The organism is Tritonibacter mobilis F1926, from assembly GCF_000376545.2.
In the GTDB taxonomy this organism is placed as follows: Bacteria; Pseudomonadota; Alphaproteobacteria; order Rhodobacterales; family Rhodobacteraceae; genus Epibacterium; species Epibacterium mobile.
The window spans coordinates 880,365-903,534 of the sequence record NZ_CP015231.1 but is presented as its reverse complement, the minus strand read 5'-3'; the positions used below and the strand labels follow the sequence as shown (position 1 = coordinate 903,534).

Genomic DNA, 23,170 nt, shown 5'->3' with positions numbered 1-23,170 from the left:
CTCGCGTAGGGAGCACCTTCGCTTAGGCCTCAACCTGCCGTGCAGGTGCAGCATCCGCTCGGACATCATACCATTTGTGTAGTGTATCAAGCAGAGCTTGCTTTCGGATCGGTTTACTGAGGAAATCATCCATACCAACCTCCAAGCATGCTTCTTCGTGACTTTGCAGCGCATTGGCCGTCAGTGCAATGATCGGGACGTGCGGTTGATCGCCTTCGTTTTCAAGCCGTCTGATTTCTTCAGTCGCCTCAAGCCCGTCCATGACTGGCATCATCATGTCCATGAGGATTAGGTCAGGCTCGTCTCTGAGGTACATTTCAACCGCTTCCTGCCCATTGGCCGCGATCGTGATGTCCACGTTTTCACTCTTGAGCATGCGGGTGACGACCACCTGATTGGTGCGATTGTCTTCCGCCATCAGAAGTTTGATGCGCTTACCGAGCTTTGGACTTGCGGCATCAGATCTATCAAGGCTATTTCCGCTTGCCTCACCACCCAGAGCCTGACTGATGACCACGCGCAGCTGATCAGCACGCACGGGTTTCAGTACCTGATGGCAAGATCCGATATCGGCCAACATGGATTGTGACAACGCCGGATCAACAGAAGAAATCACGATAATCGGAACCCGCGCCGCATTCGGCAAGCCTCGAATGCGCAAGGCCAATTCATAGCCATCGTAGTCAGGCATGTTGAAGTCGAGGAAAAGCAGATCGCAGGTGTCCGTCGCGTCCCGCATCTCGTCCAGATGCAGCATGGTTTCCATCGCCGAGGCGGCTTCTGTAACACGCAGGCCCCATGAACGCAGCCTTTCACCCAGAATGCGCCTGTTGAGTTCGAGATCATCTACAATCAGGGCATGCAGCCCGGCAACAGGTTGCTCTGGCAAGAACGCAACAGGGGCGCGGTCGCTCGTTGGCAATGTGATGTCGATCGTAAAGACAGACCCCTTGCCCTCGCTAGAGGTCACATGAATGCGGCCCTTCATCAGTTGAAGAAGGCGGGTCGAGATCGCAAGCCCGAGCCCTGTCCCTTCAAAGCTGCGAGTTGCAGCTCCGTCCACCTGCTCAAAGGCGTGGAAAATCCGGTCTAATTTCTCTGCCGGAATACCAATTCCTGTATCCACCACAGAAATTCGCAGGTCCATTTCTGTGCCGCGCAACGTCCCGGTCACATCGATATGTACCGATCCTTGCGAGGTAAATTTGACCGCGTTGCCCACCACATTGGTGATGATTTGTCGAATACGACCCGCATCACCGTCATAAAACTCCACAAGGTCCGGGTCATACCGTAGCGTGAGTTGGACCCACTTTTCGGCCGCTTTTGGAGCCAAAAGCATAACCACATCTTCAACCACAGTACGCAGGTTGAAGGTCGCCTGCGTCAACTCCAGCTTGCCCGCCTCAATTTTCGAAAAATTGAGGATATCGTTGATGATAGTCAAAAGAGCGTTGCCCGATTTGACGATCGTATCAGTGCACATTTCCTGATCTGGTGTAAGCTTGGTTTCTCGCAAAACCTCCGCCATGCCGATCACACCATTCATAGGGGTGCGAATTTCATGGCTCATATTTGCGAGGAACTCAGACTTGGCCCGGCTCGCGATTTCGGCTTGTTCACGTGCGCGCTCCAATGCCTGCTCGCGCTCATCACGTTCGGCAAAGCTATCTTCCAGCACGCCAACCGAAACATTCAACGCCTGAAACTCTCGGCTTGAATACCACGGAAGCGCAGAATGAGCCGTCTTTGCTCCGGCTACTGCATTCGACATCCGCGCATGAACGATCTGCAGCGGATTGAGCGCCAACCGGTACACCAAATAGAGCATCAGCAGCGACATTGCGATCACCGCCAGAACCGTCCAAGTGATCGTCTGGCGCACTTTATCGAGAACGATTTCACGCCCTTCTTCGGTCGACCATTGAACGACCATTGTGCCAAAGACGAAGCCTTCGAATTCGACCGGGCGGCGATACATCACATAGCCCTCAGCCTCGTCTGCCGAACTATTGGCAGCCTCCGCGATCACTTCCCCTTCGCCATTCTCGATATGGATCGACAGAATCTTAGGGTAGCGTGTGATCGCCTCAACCAGGCCGGTTTCCAGCACCGGGACGTCCTCGACGATAATCGCTTCAAGCATGAGGCCACTCAGGAGCGAGACCGTCAAATTGGCCTGCTCACTCAATTGCTCGCTGACCCGCTCGACCTCATAGCGCCGCGCAACACCTCCCACCGCGACAACGACAAGAAGCGCCGCGAGCGACATCGACACGACGATCTGGGACAAGATCCCTTTGCTTTGTAGGAGTGTGCGCAGTGGCGCTTTCAAAAGTCGCTGCTCCGTTTCATTGCGCGCCGGACAAAATCATAATCATCATCGCTACCCGCTAGAAATCCGTTTTTGGCGACGCGTTTCACCATTTCTTCGTTCTGAGAAGCCAGCATGACTGATTTCATCGCGTCCAGAACTCTCTCATCCAGATCAGCCCGCGCGAGCCAAGGCTTGGTTACGTTGTCAAACGACACCAACGCCCTGATGGGAACTCCTTTAGCCACCAGCTCTTTGAACGTGCTTTCTTTCAAAGCACCAGCGCTGAACTTACCGGCCCCAACCGCCTCGCCAACCAGATCATGACGCCCAAGATATTCGTATCCGTGCAACTCGTTGGCGGAGATACCGGCGTCCAACAGATAGGCTTGGGACAGGTAGCGCCCAATGGTCGACAGCTCATCGCCAAAGGCAAATGAAAGGCCAGCGAGGTCCTCGACACTTTCGATATCGCTGTCTTTGTGCACCGCAATCACACCCTTAAAGCGCTTACTGCCCTTTTTGGATTCCATCGCGATAATCGATATGCCCGGATTGCGATCTGTTGCATGGACGTAGGATGCCGGACCAAAGCGCGCGAAATCGACACGTCCGCTGACAAGATCATCAATGCTGGACTCGTAGTCTTTGGAGATCTTAAGACCGATCGTCACTTCCTCGCCCAGACTGGCCTCCATCCGATTTTCCAGAAACGTCAGGAAGGGGCGATACTTGCGCACAGTAGCAGAGGGCTTGTCAGCGGCGTAGGTGCCAAACACAAGCTCAATCTCTGCGCGAACGGTTGATGCGGGCGCGAGCCACAGGATCAACGCAACCATAGCGGTGGCGAACAGTTGCACAAGATCGCAACGTATAGGCGACTCAGTCTGTGAACGTCTTCCAAACGAGTATGCCGTAGGCATGAAACTCTCCAATCTCATCGCTTTCGACCGAGTGTCACCCCCGGAGCGCCCGTTTCCAACCAACTCTATGCCATAGATAAGCCGAAAACTTATTGAAATTTAACCGGTAATCACTCGTCGCACGCAAAAATTAACCACCTGGAAAGGATTGCGACGTTTCTATGACGCATCCCAAAACCGCTAAACGGTTCCCTTTCCGTTCAGAAGGACAACTCGTGATTACACCAAACTTACCGCCTTGTATCGCCCGGACGGTTAAAATTTGCTTTTGTTTATTCATAATTACGGCGTTTTTATCCGCAACGTCTTCGGCTGCGTATGCGATACCCTCACCTGAACTGGTCCTTGGATCGGTCTCATCCTTGTCACAGATTCTTGCGGTGGTTGTAGCGACCATCTCAGGTTTTGGCGCTATCATCGCGTCTCGTCTGGGCCTCAAAACCCGTTCAGGTGGTGGAAAATACCCTACCAAAACGATCTCTGCATTGATCCTAACTGCGGTTGCTTTGGCCTTTGTAAATCACTGGCAGTGGCAGCGAAATAAGTCGCAGGAACAACAGCGCCTTCAGGCAACTCTGACGCGCCCGGCTCAGTTTGACGGCACAAAAATCAAAGACGCGGAGTTGAAAGAGACCAGTTACACCGCGCAAAAGACGCATGCTCAGGGTATCACCACCGAGGACGCCGCTGCGCTCCTTTCTGAGGGGGATGTTAAGTTCTTCGACATTCGCGAAAGCGCTGAAAACGCCATGGGCACGCTTCCCGGTGCTGAACACATTCGGTTTCCAGACTTTCGTGAAGCGCCCCCGGTTGCACCGGGCGATAAGGTTGTCTTGTTCTGCCATAACGGCAACAGAAGTTCGGAAACCTGCACAGAACTGGCAAAGCTCGGTATTGATTGTCGCTTCATCGCGGGGGGCATCGAAAAGTGGATCGTTGAAGGCCGCTCGTTCTCCGACAGCCGCGTACAAAGCCTCTCTGATCTGCGCGCAATCCCAGAGTACCAAAATAAGTCCCGCTTGATGAGCACGGCAGACTTCAAAACCTATATGGAGAGCGGCGCGGCTCAGATCGTCGACACCCGCTACCCCAAGGATTTTGAAGCAGGACACCTGCCGGGTGCGGTGAACATCCCTCTCAGGGCACTGACGACACAAGAACTGCAAAGCCGGATCGCAAAACTGCGCAAGGTGCCGACTGTCGCCGCCTGCTATGACCGGCGCAGCTGCTTTATGGGGCAAGTGTTAGGTTTGGAACTGACACAAGCAGGCATCCCGTTTGAGGGCCGCTACACCGTTCCATGGGAGTATTTCATTCCGCCCGCTCCGAAACCCCATGTGGTGACATGGATGGCGGAACAGGAAAGCGGACTATGGGATAAGGCAGTACAAGGTATCAGCCAAGCGCTGATATGGGGCCACAATAAATCTCATCTGCTCTTGAGTCTGCTTGTGATGGCACTGATCTCGCGCATCATGGTGCTCCCGATCGCGCTGAAATCCGAACGGGATCAAATCAAACTGCGCGACCATAAAACCGAACTCAACGAACTGAAAAGCACGCTCGCGCATGATCCTATGCGCAAAGCACGCGCAATCCGCGGCTTTTATGCAAAGCATGGGCTTACGCCGATGCGCAACATGGCAGCGTTGTTGTTTCTGCCTCTGATGATGTTGGGCCTGCAAGCAGCGGAGCGCGCCTCTTCGGGGATCGTGGAGGGTTTTCTCTGGATTGCCGATTTAGGTGCCCCTGATCCGTTGTGGATTGCCCCGGCACTGACCTGCGCGTTGGCTGGGCTCTATCTTGTCCTCGCGATTGCAAAATCCCGTCGTAGTGCGGTGCTTTGGCTTGGCCTCGGTATGCCTGCTTTGTTTGTGCTCACGATGGGACTTTCAGCGGCCGGGAACCTCTATCTCTGTATGAGCCTTATCGGACTGCTGGCGCAGTATCTGTTCGTTTCCGGCACATTCAGACGGATCGGGCATAAACTACGCATGCTGTCTCGCCTTCCCGATGGGGTGTACAAACTGGGAGATACCGGCAAGCTCGCCTTGGCTGGTAACAAGGCTCTGCGCCTTTCGCAGATGGCCCAAGCAGGTTTCCTCGTTCCAAATGCCGTGGTTTTGACGGATGGCTTTCTGACCCGGTATAGTGCAGCCAATGCGCGCCAACGCGCACAAATGGCCAGCACGATTTGGCAAAACATTGGGCCGAACCCATGTGCAGTGCGCTCCTCTGCCAGCAACGAAGATGGCGCGGAACAAAGCTTTGCCGGGGTGTTTGACTCTGTGCTCGACGTGAAAGAGCACAATATCGCGGAGGCCATTGAGACCGTGCTCGCGTCGTTCAGTTCTGATCGGGCCGACAGCTACCAGATCGCCAGCGCGGGTCAGGCCAATATCCTCGTGCAGGAAATGGTTGATGCGTCCTTTGCGGGCGTGCTGTTCACCCAAGATCCTCAAGCACCAGGCATGATGCTTCTGGAGTGGGTCGAGGGATGTGGTGAGGATCTTGTATCCGGGCGCAAAACCCCTGGAACAGCCCGGTTTGGCCGCGTCAGTGGCTCGCAGGCCCCCGATACCGAGACACCGCCCTTTGACCCCGCACATCTTTTGCAAATGGGACGAGCAATCGAGGCTCTGTTTGATCAAGCTCAGGATATCGAGTGGGCCTGGGCGGATGGGCAATTCTACATCCTGCAATCGCGCGACATCACGACAGTTGCCGTTGGCAGCGAGTCAGAACAGGCCGCAGCGGTGGAATGGCGTCGCTTGTTTGCGTTACGCAACACGAGCGATGATCCCGAAGGTATCATTCTGGAACAAGACGAAATGAGTGAGGTGCTTCCGCGTCCCACTCCGCTCTCTTTCTCCTTGATGACCGACCTCTGGGCACCGGGCGGCAGTCTTGATCTGGCAAGCCGTGCCCTTGGCCTGCCCTACACGCTGCCCGAAGGGCCGGATGCGCATCTCGTGCGGTTGTTTGGTAAGACCTACGTCGACACCAACATGAAGAAGAAGCTCGCAATGGACCTGCGGGGCAATCGTGCAAATCGTCTGCGCAAGCAATTGCAGCCCACATTGGAGGCGTTCGAGCGCGATGTATTGCCCAAGCTGCAGGATCGTGTCGAAGATTGGCAGGCCGTGCGTTTTGAAGCTCTGCCGCAGCGCAAATTGCTGGAGACAATCTCGCAGATACGCGACTACTTTGTCACCGGCATTTACGTGGAAGCCGAGAAAATCAACCTGCTCGCGGCCTTTGCAATGCAGGAAGCCAACTCTGCTGCGCAGGGTGATCCCGCATTGCGCAGCCACCTCATGCAAGCAGAGCTAAAGTACTCGCCCGCAAGTCTGCTTGCACAATGCAAGGGCAGCGAAGACGACGCACAGGCCCGCGCATTGGAGTTGATGGGCCATCGGGCGATGTTTGACTATGAGCTGTCAACGCCGCGCTATCATGAGGCACCGGGGCTATTGTTCACCCTGCTTGACCCCTCTCACGAGGCTTTGGAGCCTTCGCAGTTGCCTCAAGGCGTGCCTCAAGACCTGAAGCACACCCTTGAAATGGCAATTGCATTTCAGGATCTGAAAGAGCGCGCCAAACATGAGGCGCTGCGGGTCCTGAACGAGATGCGCCGGGCCTTGCGCGCGTTTGCGGATCAAAATGGACTAGGGCAGTTGGTGTTCCACCTCACAATGGAAGAGCTACTTACCGGCGACTGGGCACAGCCTGAACGCCTGCGTGAACGCGCTAAAGAACGGCAGCGTCACGATGAGCTATGCCGCGAGCACGCTCCCACCAATGTGCAGCTCAGTTTGCTGGATTGCGAACATCTGTCGTCAGGCGCTGTGAAAACGCTCGAAGATGGTACTTTGGGTGGGATCTGTGTTGCCGGTTCTGGCAGCGCAACAGGTCGTGTGTTCCGGGTGGCGGATGAGACCGCCTATGGCCCCGACGCCTTTGAAGGGTTCGAACCCGGTGACATCATCGTATGCCACATGGTCAATCCCGCATGGCTTCCGCAAGTCCAGCAAGCCGGAGCGATGGTCAGCATCGTCGGCGGTTGGCTTAGCCATATGGCGATTGTTGCCCGCGAAAAGCACATCCTGATGCTCGTAGGCGCCCAAGGCCTTGATGCGCTGGCGCAAGGTGACATCATCACCGTGACGGATCGCGGCGAGATTGAGCCGCAAAACAACGAGTCTCAGGCGCTACGCGCCTAAGACTCCCTCGCACAGATCATATGTTTTGAGTATCCACACTTCAGAACATATGATCTGATGAGGCCATGACCACACCGTTTGATCCACAGCAGGCAAACCGCCTGCTCAGTACAATAAAATCCCGTATTGAAACGCTGCCACCCAAGCTGAAAACGGCGGCGAAATATGTAATCGACTCCCCCGGCGACTTTGGCCTCGACCCGATCCGGGTCAGCGCCGACAAAGCAGGCGTCAGCCCCAATACGCTGACCAGACTCGCCGAAGTCTTTGACTATCCCGGCTTTGAGAGTTTTCGCGCGCCCTTTCGGGCCGCGCTGGTCACAGATCGAGAGGCGGACCTTGGCATGGACTGGCTCGATCAGCTTGCCACCGGTGGTCGCACATCTGCGCTACAAGCCCGCGCGGCGCGCAATGCGCTCAATATCACCGCGCGCTCGCTTCGGCTGATGACACCGGAGCGAACTGCGGCACTCATTGCTGCGATGACCTCTGCACGACATTGTTTCATCACCGCGAGCAGGTCGACACATGCGCTGGCGTATTATTTCCATTACGTTGGTCGCATGGCGCTGCCAACGTTGGAACTGGTGCCGCGGCATATGGGGGATGCGGCGGATGATCTGCTTGATATCGGCCCGGAGGATTGCTTGTTCGCAATGACCTTTGCCCCCTACTCGACCAGCACAATCCGCGCGATCCGCATGGCGCATGAAGCGGGCGCGACAGTTATCTTGCTCTCGGACAGCGACACGATTGCACCGGGCGTTCAGGCGGATCACCAACTCACATTTTCTGCGCAGTCTCCCCATCATTTTGGATGCCTATCGGGCGCGATGGTGATCTTGGAGAGCCTCTTGTCCCATCTGATCGACGCGGGCGGCAAAGCTACGCAAACCCGGATTGCACGCTATGAATCCCTGCGCCAAGACAGTGGCGTCTATTGGAGCGGCAAGCGCTTGCCGCGCGCTCCGACCAGACCGCCAAAGTAAAATAGGCCGCCCTTTGGGGCGGCCTGCAGGTTTATTTGTTCTGTGCTTAATCGCGGTTCGGCCACGCCCTAGGGTCAAGATCAAGATCCGGGAAATCCTCCAGACGCAGCACCGGCCGTGCAACACCTGCTTTGAGTTGCTTGCGGAAGTCCTGCAGCACACGCAACGCGATGGGGAACAACATCATCAGCGCGAGCAAGTTCACCAACGCCAAGACCCCCATGAGCGGGTCCGAGAAGAAGAAGACAGAGGTGGCATTCGGTGCAACTGCGCCCACGAAGACGATCCCGACAACAACGATTTTCAGCACAATCGTTGCCACAGGCGTTTTGGTCAGAACGGTGATCGCATTTTCGCCAAGATAATAGTTGTAGATCACCGACGAGAACGCAAACAGCAGGATCGCAAAGGTCATGAAATACTGCGTCCATTCGCCAAGATGCGAAACCATTGCAGTCTGCGTCAGCGCGATACCGTCAATGTCAGTTGCTCCGGGCACATACACATCGCTCAACAAAATCACAAAGGCCGTACAGCTGCAGATGATGATGGTATCGATAAAGACTGAGAATGCCTGCGTGATGCCTTGGCTGATCGGATGATTGACCTCTGCTGTCGCTGCAACGTTCGGCGCAGATCCCAAGCCCGCCTCATTTGAGAACAGACCGCGGCGCAGGCCCTGCGCAAGTGCTGCGCCCATGCCACCGCTTACCGCTTCTTCAAATCCAAAGGCGTTGGCGACAATGCCGCTGAACACCGAAGGGATCTCGCTGAGGTTGGTCAGGATCACAACCAGCGCCATCAGCAAATAACCCACCGCCATAACAGGCACCACGACTTCAGATGCTTTGGCGATGCGGCGAATGCCGCCGAAAACGATAAAACCGGTCATAACCGCAAGGAAAATCGCCGACCACATACGATCGATCCCAAGCGAGGCCTCTGCTGCGCCAGCCACTGTGTTGCCTTGAAATGCATTGAACCCAAGCGCAAAGGCCGCAATCAGGCAGATCGCATAGATCACCGCCAACCAGCGGTAGTTTTCACCCAAACCGTGCAGGATCGCCCGTGCAGGGCCACCACGATATTGGCCCGTCAACGGGTCCGCTCGTTTGAAGAGCTGCGCAAGCGAGCATTCGACCAGACTGGTGGCCATGCCGACCAGTGCAATGGCCCACATCCAGAACACGGCACCGGGCCCGCCCAGCGTAATCGCCACAGCAACACCTGCGATGTTGCCACCCCCAACACGACCACCGACCGACACCAACAGTGCCTCACGTGCTGAAATCTTGCCGGATTCGGTGCGGCCTCGGGTTAGAACACGGAACATGCGCCCGAAGAATTCGAACTGAACAAAACCGGTTGCGACAGTGATGAAGGTGCCGAATATGACCAAAATCGGAACCAGCGACCATCCCCATGTCAGGTCTCCGATCACTCCGAAGAACTGTTCGAGCGCTTGCATAGCGTTTCTCCACTCACATTATGATACGCGGGCGGAATACGTGGCTCAATGCGGGGATGCAACGCCACAATTCGGCGATAGAGGGCCTAAAGTGCCCATTTTATAAGGCCCATTCACCACAAAGGCGGGTTTCGAGCAGTTTGCGCCGTACTGCGGGATCATCGCTTTGCGACAGGGCGTGCAGTAGCTTGGCATAGGCCGCCTCTACCGTCATGTCTCGCCCGTCGATTGCACCGGCCTGTGCCAGCACTGCGCCCGCCGCGTAGGTTCCCAAGGAGATCCCGCCTTCCGCGCATTGGCTAACCGCAAGTACAGGAACACCTTTTTCGCGCGCACGCAACATTGCTTTGCGCAGCCCCACCCCTTCAGGCACCGTTCCCGAACCGTAACACCGCAACACAATCCCTGACGCATGTTCGACGGCCAAAGCAATGAGGTCCGCATTCATCGCGGGCGCGACGGCTGCAATCAGCGCGGTTGCATCACTATATTCACAGAAACTGAACCGCTCAGCCGGCTGAACCGGCGCCTTATCTGTCGGCGAAGCGTTAAATGCATCAAACGCGACCGAATGGGATTTCCAAACACGCGCGCCATGCAGAAACTTCCCCGCGAATTGAACCCAGACTCCAGGCTCCGCCCTCTCTGCCGCAGAGAACGCATCTTGTAAGTTGCCGCTGCCGTCGCTGCCCGGTTCCGTGAGCGGCAGCATCGCACCGGTCACGATGACGGGTTTTCGCACGCCCTTTAAGCCAAACGCCAGCGCCGCAGCGGTAAACGCCAGCGTATCGGTGCCATGTGTCACCACAAAGCCATCGCAGGCCTCATGATGGGCCGCGATTTGCCTCATGATCCAGTTCCAATCCGCAGGTGTAGCATTGGCACTGTCGATCAAAGGGGCGGCTGTCACCACAATATAGTCGGACTGGATTTCACGACTGTCGTGCAGGCGCTTTAGCTCGGCCTCAACCACGCCCTCTTTTGGCGCAAACCCACCAGGGGTGGCTGCCATACCAATGGTGCCCCCGGTGTGGATGACGCAAATGGTCATTTGAACCTCCTGATTGCAATCACAGGCGCAAATCCGCATCAGTCGCGGGCAGCACATACTTCAGATCATAAAGAAGCGCGCCCTCTTTCCCAAAAGAGCGCAGCACCTTAGCTCCCATTTCCCGAAACTCCTGATGAGCGACGGTCAGGATCATCCCATCATAGGTTGCGGGTTGCGGTGTATCGATCAGTTCCAGACCATATTCTTTATGTGCTTCTTCAGGGTTCGCGTGTGGATCATAGACGTCAACAGCAACGCCAAAATCGCGCAGCCCGTCGATTACATCGACAACGCGGGTGTTGCGCAAATCCGGACAGTTCTCTTTGAATGTCAGCCCCATCACCAAAACCCGTGAGTCCACGACCGGCACTCTGCGCTTCAGCATCGCCTTGATCATCTGTTGCGCAACATAGGCCCCCATTCCATCATTGAGCCTGCGCCCCGAGAGTAAAATCTCTGGATGATAGCCAACTTCCTGAGCTTTATGCGTAAGGTAATACGGGTCCACACCGATACAGTGCCCGCCCACAAGGCCGGGACGAAAGTTCAGGAAGTTCCACTTGGTACCTGCTGCATTCAGAACCGCCTCGGTGTCGATGTCCATCCGGTTGAAGATCTTCGCCAACTCATTGATCAAGGCAATATTGATATCGCGCTGACTGTTTTCGATGACTTTGGCCGCTTCGGCGACGCGAATGCTATCGGCGCGATATGTGCCGGCGGTAACAATGCTGGCATAAAGCGCATCAACCTTGTCGGCCGTCTCTGCAGACGAACCAGAGGTTATTTTGATGATATCTGGCAGGCGTCTGGTTTTATCGCCGGGATTGATCCGCTCAGGACTATATCCAACCCCAAAATCCATATTGAGAGTGAGACCTGAAATTTCCTCAAGCAAGGGCACACAGTCTTCTTCGGTCGCGCCGGGATAGACTGTCGATTCATATATGACGGTATCGCCAGCTTTCAGAACTTGCGCCACCGTGCGCGTCGCCGACAACAGCGGTCCCAGATCCGGGCGACGGGTCGCGTCAATCGGCGTTGGCACCGTGACGATATAGATCGACGCGTCAGCAATCTCTGAAATCTCAGCCGTCAGGTTCAGGTGATCTGCGGATCTAAGCGTCGCGCTGTCGATTTCGCGCGTTCGATCCTTGCCGAGACGTAACTCATCAATTCGACTTTGGTCGATATCAAAACCAACCACAGGGCGTTTGCGCCCAAATTCAACGGCAAGCGGCAAGCCAACATACCCGAGCCCAATGATACAAATCTGTTCGTCAGCCAGCTGGCGGTCTGCCATCTTGGACTCTCCTGCAGTTCACGAGTCCACTTGACCCGAAGTGACACTTCATAAAACGCGCCATGGAGAGGTTTCAACCGACACTCGCCAGTTTGTGTTGTAGCGCCCTACTCTGCCGCAACAGAAACGGATTGCGCAAATTCGGAAATCCGGTCCACAGCCTGCGTCATAGCGGCATCATCAACCGTCAGAGCAAGTCGCACCCAATGCATTAAATGAGCACCAAAGGACGAACCGGGCATAACTGCAACCCCTGCTTTATCAAGGAGCGCCCAAGCAAAACTATCGCAATCCATGCCAAGTGGACTCACATCCACCAACGCAAACATGCCCGCCTCCGGGCGATGTACGCGCAGCGCGGTCTCAGCTTCCAATCGATCTGCCAGATACTTTGCGCGTTTGGCAAAACGATGTCGCATCCCTGCCGCCACGGGCGATCCCGCTCGGATGGCATGCTCGGTCATATCCGCAATGAAAGGCTGGTTGCCAAACAGCATTGTTTCAGACACCGGCAGCAGCACATTCATAAACGCCCGAGGACCAATGGCCCAGCCACTGCGCAATCCCGGCGCTGCGTGGGACTTGGAAATCGAGGAAACGGCAATCACACGATCAGCAATATTGGGCAGTGCCAGCGGTGATGTGAAACGGTTGCCATCAAAAACGAGATCTTCGTAGACCTCGTCGGAGATCAGCCAAAGATCATGCTTCAGCGCGATCTCGGCAATTGCCTCCAGTTCCGCAGGCCGCAAAATCGCGCCGGTCGGATTATGCGGCGTATTGAGCAAGATCGCACGGGTCCGGCTGGTGACCCGCGCCTCAATATCCGCCGGCTGCATCCGAAAGCCGTGTTCCGGCTTGAGCGGTACAGACACCATTTCTGCACCTGTTGCACGGATAACGCCCTCATACGTGGCATAGAGCGGATCTCCGACCAGCACCTCATCGCCCGCTTCTGCGACGCCTTGCATCACGGCATAAAGTGCCGTTTGCGTGCCCGGAAAGCACAATACATTGTCGCGATCAAACCGTCGCCCACGGCGGGTGGAATAAATCTCTGCCAGCGCCTCTCTCAGGCCGTTTTCACCGCGCCCATTCGAATACTGGGTCCGCCCGGCCTCAAGTGCGGCGATAGCTGATCGTTTCAAGGCGTCCGGCAATGGCACGTCGGGCTCACCAATTGTCATCTCAACAATCTGCTCACCCCGGTCCAGACGCTCTCTTGCGGCTGTGTGCAAATCCCACTTGGCCCCACCAAGATCCGCGAGACGACGAGTGATTGATGTGGTCTTCATAGCCATTGTCTCCGCGCGCACTGCATTTCACCAGATCACTATTATACAACTGTGCGACAAGTCAAAGACAATCCTGCAAAGTCCGAGATGGCACATAAAAAAGGCCCCGGTAAAACCGGGGCCTTGATAGGGGAGGAATACTACCCTCAGATCAGAGGATCTTTTTCCGCAGGTAAGAAGACACCACCTCACCAAACACCACCAGTGCAAGAATGGTAAGCAACACCATCGATACTTCTGGCCAGTTAAAGGTGTCGATCGCGCCCTGCAGGATCATTCCGATACCGCCAGCCCCGACAAGACCCAGCACTGTGGATTCTCGCAAATTGATATCCCAGCGCAGGATGGCCACTGCAAAAAACGCCGGCATCACTTGTGGGACAATACCGTAGAGAACAACCTTGAAACGCGACGCGCCACAGGCTTCCAGCGCCTCTACCGGCTTGCGGTCGATTTCCTCGATCGCCTCGCCGAGGAGTTTGCCGAGGAAACCGATGGAGCGGAACATGATCGCCACGATCCCCGCCACGATGCCGGGGCCAAAGATTGCCACGAACAGCAGCGCCCAGATAATGGTGTTCACCGACCGCGAGGACACGAGGATAAAGCGGCCGACCCAAAGCGCGAACTTGTTCGGGGTGGTGTTCTGCGCCGCGATATACGCCACAGGCAGCGAAACCACCACGGCGATCATCGTGGCCAGTGTGGCAATATTGACCGTCTGCCAGATCGCTTCAAGGATCGAGGGCAGATTACTGGGATCCGGCGGCATCATGCGGCCGAACAGGTCGCCCATCTGCGAGGGGGCATCCCAGACCCATTCCCAGATCACATCGATACTGCTCAGGGCCCATGCGACGACCAGCAAGGTCAGCGCAAAACCACCATAGCGCATCATTCTTTGACGCAGAGTGAAACGAGACCAGTGGTCGAGGGTTTGGTTCAAAGACTGACTGGTCATCATGCAATCCGCTTTCTGATAAATCCGCTCACCGCCTCGGAGACGAGGATCACGCCGACGATGACCATGGTGATGGCGAGGGCAAAGTCGTAGTCGTAGCGGCCAAAGGCATTGGCGAGGGTCGCGCCGATCCCGCCCGCACCAACGATCCCCACCACGGCAGAGGCGCGCAGGTTACTGTCGAGTTGGTAGATCCCCAAACCAACCAGACGTGGCATGATCTGCGGCATCACCGCATAGGCCAGCGTGGCGATGAACCCCGCCCCAGCAGAGCGCATGGCCTCCACCTGACCAAAGTCGATCTCCTCGATGCGTTCTGCGAGCAGTTTGGCAACAAATCCAACAGAGTAGACCACCAGTGTCAGCGCCCCGGCAAAGGGGCCAAAACCGACCGCCTTGACAAAGATGATCGCGACGATCACCGGGTGAAAGCTGCGCGCGACAATGATGATGCCCCGGCCCAACAGGTAGATCGGACGGATCGAAATGTTGCTTGCCGCCATGAACGCCAATGGCACCGAGATTGCGATGCCGCCCACGGTGGCAAGGATCGCGATTTTCAGGCTTTCCAGAAAGCCATCAATCAACAAGCCCGAACGCTCAAAGCTGGGCGGGAACGCCCCGCTGAAAATCCGCTGGGCCCGTGTCATACCGTCTGAAACGCGCGCCCAATCGATAGGCAATGTTGCGAGTGTCACCACAAAGTAAATCGCGACCGCAGCATAAAAGCCGTAACGCACGATCGGGTTGGAAATGAACGGCGGCTTGCGCCATGTGTCCTTGATCGCGCTCATGCCGCCGCCCCGACCTGCGCACGGTCCTCTGCTGGCACACCTGCGTAAATCTCGTCCATCTCGCCCTTGCCCAATTTCTCGGGCAAGTCGTCAAAGATGATCCGACCATAACGCATACCTACGATGCGGTCGCTGTATTCCTTGGCTTCGGTGACGTTGTGAATGTTGATGATCACTGGCAGTTTCAACTCGCTGGCCAGATCCCGCAGCAGCGACATGATCTGTTCGGAGGTCTTGGGATCAAGCGAGGCCGTTGGTTCATCCGCGAGCAGGATCTCGGGGCGCTGCATCAACGCGCGCACCACACCAACCCGCTGGCGTTCACCACCAGACAGTTCGTCGGCGCGTTTGTCAGCGTAATGGGCGATCCCCACGCGTTCCATCAGTTCATAGGCGTGGCGAATGTCCTCGCGCGGGTAGCGCCGGGTCAGGGCCGCCCACGTCGAGATATAGCCCAACCGCCCGGACTGTACGTTTTCCATCACCGTCAGCCGGTCAATCAGGTTGAAGCTCTGAAACACCATCCCGATCCGGCGGCGCGCCGCACGCAATTCTCGGCGGCTTAGGGTGGTAAACTCTGTACCGTTCAGATCAATAGACCCGGACGTGGGTTCCACCAGACGGTTAATGCAGCGCAGCAATGTGCTTTTACCTGCGCCTGACGAGCCGATCACGGAAGTGAGCTGGTCCCCTTCCACAGTCAGATCGAGTTCTTTCAACACAGGATCACCCGATCCATAGCGTTTGGCCAGTTTGGAAATCTTCAGCATGACGGTCTCCCGGACATAGCGCGGCCCCGCCTCTGCCGCGATGCCCTCTGACACAGGAGGCAGAGACGCACGGGAGGCCGCGAAAGGCGCCCGGCCAGACCAATGCTGACCGGGCTGTTTCGATTGTGGTGGGATTATTTCCCGGCGAGACCCTGAGGGGTGTATTCTACGCCGTTGGACTTCTGGATCTGACGGATAACCGCCCATTGATCCTTATAGGTGATCGGGATGAACTTGCTCACGCCCTCAAACTCGTCGCCCAGTTTGGTGCCTTCGAAATCAAAGGAGAAGAACGCTTCTTTGATCTTTTCTGCCAGTTCCGGGTCGAGGTTATGTGCAAGGGTGAACGAAGTTGTCGGGAACGGATCGCTTTCCCAGATTTTGCGCACGTCTGCAGGATCATAAAGACCGCGTTCGGCCATCCGGTCGACCACTTCCGACGCCACCGGTGCGGCATCGTAATCGCCCGCAACCACACCCAGCATCGACTGGTCATGCGAGCCGGAATAGATCACCTCGTAATCCTTGTCTGGCTCGACGCCAAGATCCGGGAACAGCGCGCGCGGCGCCTGGTTGCCGGAGTTGGAGGTTGGCGAGGTATGCGCGACGCGGCGACCGGCCAGATCCTTCACATCCTTGATGTCGCTATCCGCCTGTGTGAAGACCTGCAGTTTGTAGCCAAACTGACCATCCTCAGCGCCCATGATGGCGAAAGGCACAGCGCCTGCGAGGTTCACCGCAAATGGGGTTGGACCGGTGGAGAAACCCGCCACATGCAGACGGCCAGAGCGCATAGCTTCAACCTCGGCAGAGTTGGACTGCACCGCAAAGAACTGAACATCCTTGCCTGTTGTTTCTTCCAGATGCGCGATGAACGGCTCCCAGATGTCGGCGTAAACTGCGGGATCTTCGACCGGTGTATAGGCAAAGACCAGCGTGTCGGGGTTGCTCAGTTCCGCCGGATCGGTTGGCGTATCTGCAACCAGATCGCCATTGGCGTCGCAATACAGAACGTCCAGCGCGCCACGCTCGGCACAATCTTCGGCGGCTGCCGCAAATGCGGTTGCGGACAGGATGCCGAGTGCTGCAGCGGCACGGGTTATAATTTTAGTCATAGTGTCCTCCCTTATGTCGCCCACCCCGCAACGACTCTCGCGAAGGCATGGCGCAGACCCCGGCACGATAGGAGCGACACCAGACCCGATGCGAGGCGCGTTCTGTTAACGGAACAATCGAAACGACGGTTTAATGTTAACAATATTACAAATGCAAACGCAGGGACTTAAACCTCGTGCTATTTTGCAGCACTCAATAGAAAACCGATCAGGCGCAGATCATCAGGAGGGGATCATGCAGGCAGATAAAAGTGAGCCGCTTATTGCCATCGTGGACGATGATCCGAATATGCGTGAAACGCTGTCTGCATTGATGCGCGACAGCGGCTTTGCGCCAACATGCTGCGCTGACATCGCGGGTTTTCACGCCCTTGGAGACCCACCGCCGGTAGATCTGGCGCTGATCGATCTACGTCTGCGCGGCGAGTCTGGACTGACACTCGCGATCCATATTCGCGAACGCTATGAAATCCCGATTGTGATGCTCACAGGCGTCGGAGATGAGATCGACAAGATCATCGGATTGGAAACAGGCGCAGATGACTACCTGATCAAGCCATTCAACCCGCGCGAATTGGTGGCCCGCATCCGCGCGGTGCTGCGCCGTTATGGTCATGGCACCGCCCGGCCAAGTGTCTCTCCGGGGCAAGACATCGCTTTTGGCACTCTCAGGATCGACGTCCAGTCCCGCCGCCTGCTCGACACCGAAGGTGAGGAGATCCCGCTCACCAATGCCGAATACCGCTTGCTGGAATATTTTGCCAAGAACCCGGACCGGGTGATCCCGCGCCCCGAGCTTTTGGAAGAGCTCGGGTCTGATATGCAACGCTATGTGGATCGCACCATTGACGTGTTGATCCTGCGCCTGCGTCGCAAGATCGAAAAGGTGCCCTCAAAACCCGTTCATTTGCAGACTCGTCGCGCGCAGGGGTACATCTTTCATCTAGCCGCGACCTGATCTGCTATGTTTGCACTCTCCAGTCTCAGCGTCCGCTTTCGCCTTTCCGCTGCAATCGCAGTGATGTTTGCGCTCATCTTACTGGTGAGTGTCATCGGTTTGCGCGTTCTGAATCGCACTGAGCTTTGGATGAATGTCTTGCATCAAGACACGTTGAGCGAAGTCTCCGACGCATTGGACCTATCGCGTCGCGCCGCTGACCTCGCAACCTCGGCACCGTTTCTATACGCGCTCTTCCCACCGTTTCAGCTGGAACAAGAAGCGCAAAACGTGCGCGAAAACCTGCGCCTGATTGAGGCGCATGCGGCAACTGATCCGGCGCTGGATCTTCCTCTGGCACGCTTAAGCCTCGCGATCGAAGACCTGACCACCGCATTGGTTCCGCAAACTGCACGCAAAGCTGACCTCACCGCCATCGACAGAGATATGCTACGCCTCAATCAGCGCGCACGCAGGCACGCCGGTGACGGATCACTGCCGCTCTCTGAACGTGAGATCTGGGCGGAGTTGCAGCAACTCACCGCCAGTGCGCTTGGTGCCGGACGGGCAGAGGCGTTGATCGAACTCGGCGAATTTGCGCGCCGTTACAGGGTATTGCGTGAACAGATCACGCCTCGAATTCAGCCCGTCCACCAACAGACCTTCGCAGAAATTCAGCAAGCGGTCGCGAGAAGCGCCGGGCTGTTCGTCCTCAAACACAATGAGCTTGCAGCGCGCCTTGATGCGGAGAACGCATTGTTTCGCATTCGTCAGGAGGCGGGCCGCATCTCCACCTTTGCCGAAGAGAAGGTCACACAGGCCGAAGCCCGCCTATCGCAGGCGCGTGCGGAGACCTCTTCCAACCTTGGTATCGCAAAAAAATCTTTTCTGATTTTCACGGCGATGAGTTTGCTGGTGGCTGTGACGTCGTCTCTTTATGTCTCAAGGTATGTGGCAGGGAATTTGCGGCGTATTGCCAATGCTATGCGCACATTGGCAGCCGGGGATCACAGCAGCGACCTTCCACGCGCGCGTGTCTCGGATGACGAGATTGGTCAGCTGTTTGCCGCCTTTCAGGTCTTTCGTGACAACGCTCGAAAACTCGATCGGCGCACCGGTGAAATTCGCCGCCAAAATGCGCTGTTTTCCCGAGTCTTTCGCAACATTCAGGATGGTGTCGCCATTACATCGGTCGATGGTCAGATCGAAGCGGAGAACGAGAACCTTCGAAAACTCCTCCGCGTGACGTCAGAGGAGAACGCGCCACCATTACGGATGGATGATCTGATCGCGGGGTCTGCCTTCACCCGCCAAGCCACCGCACATGAACGCGGTGGCTTTGAGGAATATGCCGATGCCTCCGGCCATGTGCTGGAGTTGCGCCATTCTCCGCTGCCTGATGGGGGGGCGGTCTGGCTGTTGTCGGAAACCACAGAACGCAAGCGCATCGATGAACGGCTGGAAGAAATCCGCCGTGTAGAGACGCTTGGCAAGGTCACAGGCGAGGTTGCGCATGATTTTGGCAATATCCTGTCGAGCATCTCCGGCAATATGCATCTGCTGTCCACGGCGACCGAAGAAAACGCAAGTCGCGTACGCGAACGCATCGGCGCCGCACTAGACCTCGGCGTGTCGCTGACAGAGCGCCTGCTCGCCTTTGCACGAAAACAGCATCTGGAACCACAGGTCACCGATGTGGCTCAACTGATCGAGGGCATGGCAGATCTGTTGGAGATCGCCCTCCCCGAGAGCGTCGCGCTGCATTTCGACCTACCCGTCGATCCGGTTCTGGCCAAAGTTGACCCGGGTCAGTTGGAAAGCGCGATTCTTAATCTATGCGTCAACGCGGGACAGGCCATCAGTGAGGCGGGCAGTATCCACATAGCAGTCACACGTGACGCAACGGACGGAGCATGTATTCGCATCCGCGATACAGGATGTGGCATGTCACCAGAGGTCCTGCAGCACGCGACAGAGCCGTTCTTTACGCATCGCAGCGATGGCAATGGCACCGGGCTGGGCCTGTCTATGGTTGACGGTTTCGTTCACCAGTCCGGGGGGCAAATGTCACTATCCTCACAAGAGAACATCGGAACAGAGATACGCCTGTCCTTTCCGCCACTTACGGGGCAGACAGAGACAGGACCCATAGCGCAGGCTCGCAATGGCTCCGGTCATGCGTTGGTGGTAGACGATGATCCCAGCCATCTGCGGTCCACGGTCGAGATATTGACACAGCTTGGGTGGGCTGTGCATCAGGCACAAACCTATAACGACGGCGCGCAAGCGCTCAGAACATTACCCCTGCTCGATTTGGTGGTGAGCGATCTTAATCTCGATCACGGCGCATCCGGCTGGGAAATACTGGAATTGGCAAAAGACAAACGCCCGGACTGCCATCTCATAGTCATGTCGACCCGCCGGATCACTGGCATGCCCGCCACACTCCAGGATGTGGCCCATCTCGGTCGAATTGAAAAACCGATGACCACCGCAAAGATACAAGACCTGCTGCGTCCGCAGGCTTAAGCATGCCCGTTTCGGATCAACCGAGACGTCTCTAATCAGCCGGGAATGCCCCCTGCAGTGTCTAGTAACGCTGGCAGGATCTCACCTCTCAGGCGCGCCTCATCATAGGTCAGGCTGGAGACAGAAACCTGCACGGCGGCATTCGCCCGGCCATCGATAGATATCACCGGCACCGCAAGACTGACTTCATTCAACATCATCTGGCCATCCGTGATCGAGTAGCCATCGTTTTTGGCACGGGCAATATCTTCGGCAATGGCCTCGCGATCCGTGATCGTCTTGGGCGTGGCGGAGCGGATTGGCCAGTTTTCCAGCGCACGTGTCACCTCCTCCTCGGACCAAGTGGCGAGCATGACGCGGCCCGATGCCGTGCCAAGCGCTGGCAGGCGGCGCCCGACGATACTGGCTGCAAATTGTGTGCGCTGGTTGGGCAGGCGCAGGGAATAGATGATATGATCCCCGGAAATCTGCGCCAAATTCACCGTTTCTCCGTAGGCACGGCTGAATTCCACCAGCTTGGGCAATGCGCGCGAAATCAGCGGATCGGACCAATAATAGGCGTAGGCCAGCTCAAGCCACGCATGGCTTGGCCTGTAGCGGCGTGTGCCGGGGTCACGCTCCAACATCCCCTCGTGATGGAGCGTATGCGCCATTCGCTGCACGGCGCTTTTCTCCAGTCCGGTGCGCGCCACCAGTTCCGCCAAAGAAAGCGACACATGTGATTCGTCAAACGCCCGCAACAATCGCAGCCCTTTGGCCAGTGTCCCCACGAACAGAGGATTTTGCTTCTTTTCCATTCTTTTACCCCGTTTCAGCGGTGACTCACAAAATTCGAACGTAACAAAGACTTGACTGAAACCGGCAGCCTCTGAGTATGATGGTCAAATAACAATCATAAGTATCAAATAATGATACTTCAATCACTCCATCGCATTAGACAGGGAAATGACATGATTGATCTTTCTTTCACCCGCTCGGCGCTTGTTGCGCTCACATTGGCATCGACCACTGCCATGCCTGTTTTGGCCGAGAAGGCTTCGGGCACCTTGAACGTGGCTTTCACCAAAGAGCTGGAAAACGTTGACAGCTACTTCAATTCATCGCGCGAAGGTGTGGTTATGCAGCGTGCGGTTTGGGATGGGCTGATCTACCGTGATCCGCAAACCAACGAATACATCGGCAACCTCGCGACAAGTTGGGAATGGATCGACGACACCACGCTGGAACTGAAGCTGCGTGAGGGCGTGACCTTCCACAATGGAGAGCCCTTCAACGCGGATGATGTCGTCTACACCGTGAACTTTGTTGCAAAGGAAGAAAACGGCGTCAAAACCCAGCGCAACGTCAACTGGATGAAATCGGCTGAGAAAGTCGACGACTACACCGTTCGCATCCTGCTGAAAGAAAAATTCCCGGCGGCGATTGAGTTCCTCTCCGGTCCCGTCTCGATGTACCCGAATGAATATTACGCCGAGGCTGGCCCCTCCGGCATGGGCCTGAAGCCCATCGGCACCGGCCCTTACAAGGTCACCGAAGTGGTTCCGGGTCAGCATTTCGTTCTGGAAGCGAATGAAAACTATCACGACAGCCCCAAAGGGCAGCCGGAAATCGAGAAAATCGACATCCGCACCATTCCTGATGTGAACACCCAGATGGCAGAGTTGTTTTCCGGCTCGCTTGATCTGATCTGGCAGGTGCCTGCGGATCAGGCCGAGAAACTTGGCCAAATGGGGCAGTTCACCGTTGCCAACGAATCCACCATGCGCGTCGGCTATCTGCAAATGGACTCTGCTGGACGTTCCGGTGAGGACAACCCCTTTACCAAAGCCAAGGTGCGTGAAGCGGTCAATTACGCGATCAACCGTCAGGAGCTTGTGGATGCTTTGCTGAAAGGCTCCAGTCAGGTTGTGAACACGCCATGCTTCCCCAGCCAGTTCGGCTGCGTGCAGGACGTGACCACCTATGAGTACAACCCCGAAAAAGCCAAGGAGCTTCTGGCAGAAGCAGGGTATCCTGACGGGTTCTCGACCGAGTTCTACGCCTATCGCGACCGCCAGTACGCAGAGGCCATCGTCTCTTATCTGAACGCCGTGGGTATCAAGACCGACTTCAAGATGCTGCAGTATTCCGCACTGCGCGAGTTGAACATGAAGGGCGACGTTCCGCTGTCTTTCCAGACATGGGGCAGCTACTCGATCAATGATGCATCCGCGATGGTCAGCCAGTTCTTCAAGCACGGCTCGCTCGACAGCACCCGTGACGACGAGGTGCTGGAGTGGCTGAACGTGGCCGATAGCTCCACCAACCCGGACGAGCGGATCGAATACTACACCAAGGCGATCAAGAAAATCACCGGCGAAGCCTATTGGGCGCCGATGTTCAGCTACAACACCAACTATGTGTTCACCAGCGACATAAGCTACACGCCCACCGCGGATGAGGTTCTGCGGTTCGTGGACATGTCCTGGAACTGATCACTCCCGGTTGAGGGGGCAACT

General features: G+C 56.4%; 16 protein-coding genes. 5 read left to right on the top strand and 11 right to left on the bottom strand.

Annotated features, from left to right (window positions below):
- Positions 1 to 22: 22 nt before the first annotated feature.
- Entirely contained in the window at positions 23 to 2,335 is a 2,313-nt protein-coding gene (locus K529_RS19720) for a response regulator (RefSeq protein ID WP_005614881.1), read from the bottom strand.
- Complete coding sequence (locus tag K529_RS19715) at positions 2,332 to 3,153, bottom strand: PhnD/SsuA/transferrin family substrate-binding protein (protein WP_005614880.1); 822 nt, start codon at positions 3,151 to 3,153, stop codon at positions 2,332 to 2,334. Before K529_RS19715 ends, K529_RS19720 begins: the two co-directional genes overlap by 4 nt.
- Positions 3,154 to 3,599: 446 nt before the next feature.
- Here K529_RS19715 and K529_RS19710 point away from each other — a divergent pair, with 446 nt between their 5' ends.
- Together K529_RS19710 and K529_RS19705 are read left to right on the top strand one after the other, a co-directional pair.
- Positions 3,600 to 7,460, top strand: a complete 3,861-nt coding sequence (locus K529_RS19710) for a PEP/pyruvate-binding domain-containing protein (RefSeq protein WP_005614878.1) — start codon at positions 3,600 to 3,602, stop codon at positions 7,458 to 7,460.
- Positions 7,461 to 7,525: 65 nt separating this feature from the next.
- Positions 7,526 to 8,449 carry a MurR/RpiR family transcriptional regulator gene (locus tag K529_RS19705; RefSeq protein ID WP_005614877.1) on the top strand — a complete coding sequence of 308 codons (924 nt, stop codon included), beginning with the start codon at positions 7,526 to 7,528 and terminating at the stop codon, positions 8,447 to 8,449.
- 46 nt (positions 8,450 to 8,495) lie between these two features.
- Here K529_RS19705 and K529_RS19700 read toward each other — a convergent pair whose 3' ends face one another.
- The 8 genes from K529_RS19700 to phnD form a co-directional block, all read right to left on the bottom strand.
- Positions 8,496 to 9,917: an alanine/glycine:cation symporter family protein gene (locus K529_RS19700; RefSeq protein WP_005614875.1), complete on the bottom strand. Its 1,422-nt coding sequence runs from the start codon at positions 9,915 to 9,917 to the stop codon at positions 8,496 to 8,498.
- A 100-nt stretch (positions 9,918 to 10,017) separates the two neighbouring features.
- On the bottom strand, positions 10,018 to 10,968 hold the full coding sequence (locus tag K529_RS19695) for an asparaginase (RefSeq protein WP_005614873.1): 951 nt from the start codon (positions 10,966 to 10,968) through the stop codon (positions 10,018 to 10,020).
- 19 nt (positions 10,969 to 10,987) lie between these two features.
- Positions 10,988 to 12,271, bottom strand: coding sequence for a Vi polysaccharide biosynthesis UDP-N-acetylglucosamine C-6 dehydrogenase TviB (gene tviB, locus K529_RS19690; protein ID WP_005614871.1), 1,284 nt, complete (start codon positions 12,269 to 12,271; stop codon positions 10,988 to 10,990).
- A 107-nt stretch (positions 12,272 to 12,378) separates the two neighbouring features.
- Entirely contained in the window at positions 12,379 to 13,566 is a 1,188-nt protein-coding gene (locus K529_RS19685; RefSeq protein WP_005614869.1) for a pyridoxal phosphate-dependent aminotransferase, read from the bottom strand.
- A 151-nt stretch (positions 13,567 to 13,717) separates the two neighbouring features.
- Positions 13,718 to 14,527 (bottom strand): phosphonate ABC transporter, permease protein PhnE, encoded by an 810-nt coding sequence (phnE, locus tag K529_RS19680; RefSeq protein WP_005614868.1) that lies wholly within the window; start codon positions 14,525 to 14,527, stop codon positions 13,718 to 13,720.
- Entirely contained in the window at positions 14,527 to 15,321 is a 795-nt protein-coding gene (gene phnE / locus K529_RS19675) for a phosphonate ABC transporter, permease protein PhnE (protein WP_005614866.1), read from the bottom strand. Before phnE (K529_RS19675) ends, phnE (K529_RS19680) begins: the two co-directional genes overlap by 1 nt.
- Positions 15,318 to 16,091, bottom strand: coding sequence for a phosphonate ABC transporter ATP-binding protein (phnC, locus tag K529_RS19670; protein WP_005614864.1), 774 nt, complete (start codon positions 16,089 to 16,091; stop codon positions 15,318 to 15,320). The genes phnE (K529_RS19675) and phnC overlap by 4 nt, the downstream gene beginning before the upstream one ends.
- Before the next feature lie 134 nt (positions 16,092 to 16,225).
- Positions 16,226 to 17,206: a phosphate/phosphite/phosphonate ABC transporter substrate-binding protein gene (phnD, locus tag K529_RS19665; RefSeq protein WP_005614863.1), complete on the bottom strand. Its 981-nt coding sequence runs from the start codon at positions 17,204 to 17,206 to the stop codon at positions 16,226 to 16,228.
- 235 nt (positions 17,207 to 17,441) lie between these two features.
- Between phnD and K529_RS19660 the strand changes: the two genes are divergently transcribed.
- Both K529_RS19660 and K529_RS19655 read left to right on the top strand, forming a co-directional pair.
- Complete coding sequence (locus tag K529_RS19660) at positions 17,442 to 18,164, top strand: response regulator transcription factor (RefSeq protein ID WP_005614861.1); 723 nt, start codon at positions 17,442 to 17,444, stop codon at positions 18,162 to 18,164.
- 6 nt (positions 18,165 to 18,170) lie between these two features.
- Entirely contained in the window at positions 18,171 to 20,672 is a 2,502-nt protein-coding gene (locus K529_RS19655) for an ATP-binding protein (RefSeq protein ID WP_005614860.1), read from the top strand.
- Positions 20,673 to 20,707: 35 nt separating this feature from the next.
- Here the strand turns inward: K529_RS19655 and K529_RS19650 are convergent, their stop codons facing one another.
- On the bottom strand, positions 20,708 to 21,469 hold the full coding sequence (locus tag K529_RS19650; RefSeq protein WP_005614858.1) for an IclR family transcriptional regulator: 762 nt from the start codon (positions 21,467 to 21,469) through the stop codon (positions 20,708 to 20,710).
- Positions 21,470 to 21,622: 153 nt separating this feature from the next.
- Between K529_RS19650 and K529_RS19645 the strand changes: the two genes are divergently transcribed.
- Entirely contained in the window at positions 21,623 to 23,146 is a 1,524-nt protein-coding gene (locus tag K529_RS19645; protein ID WP_005614856.1) for an ABC transporter substrate-binding protein, read from the top strand.
- The last annotated feature ends 24 nt before the right edge of the window (positions 23,147 to 23,170 follow it).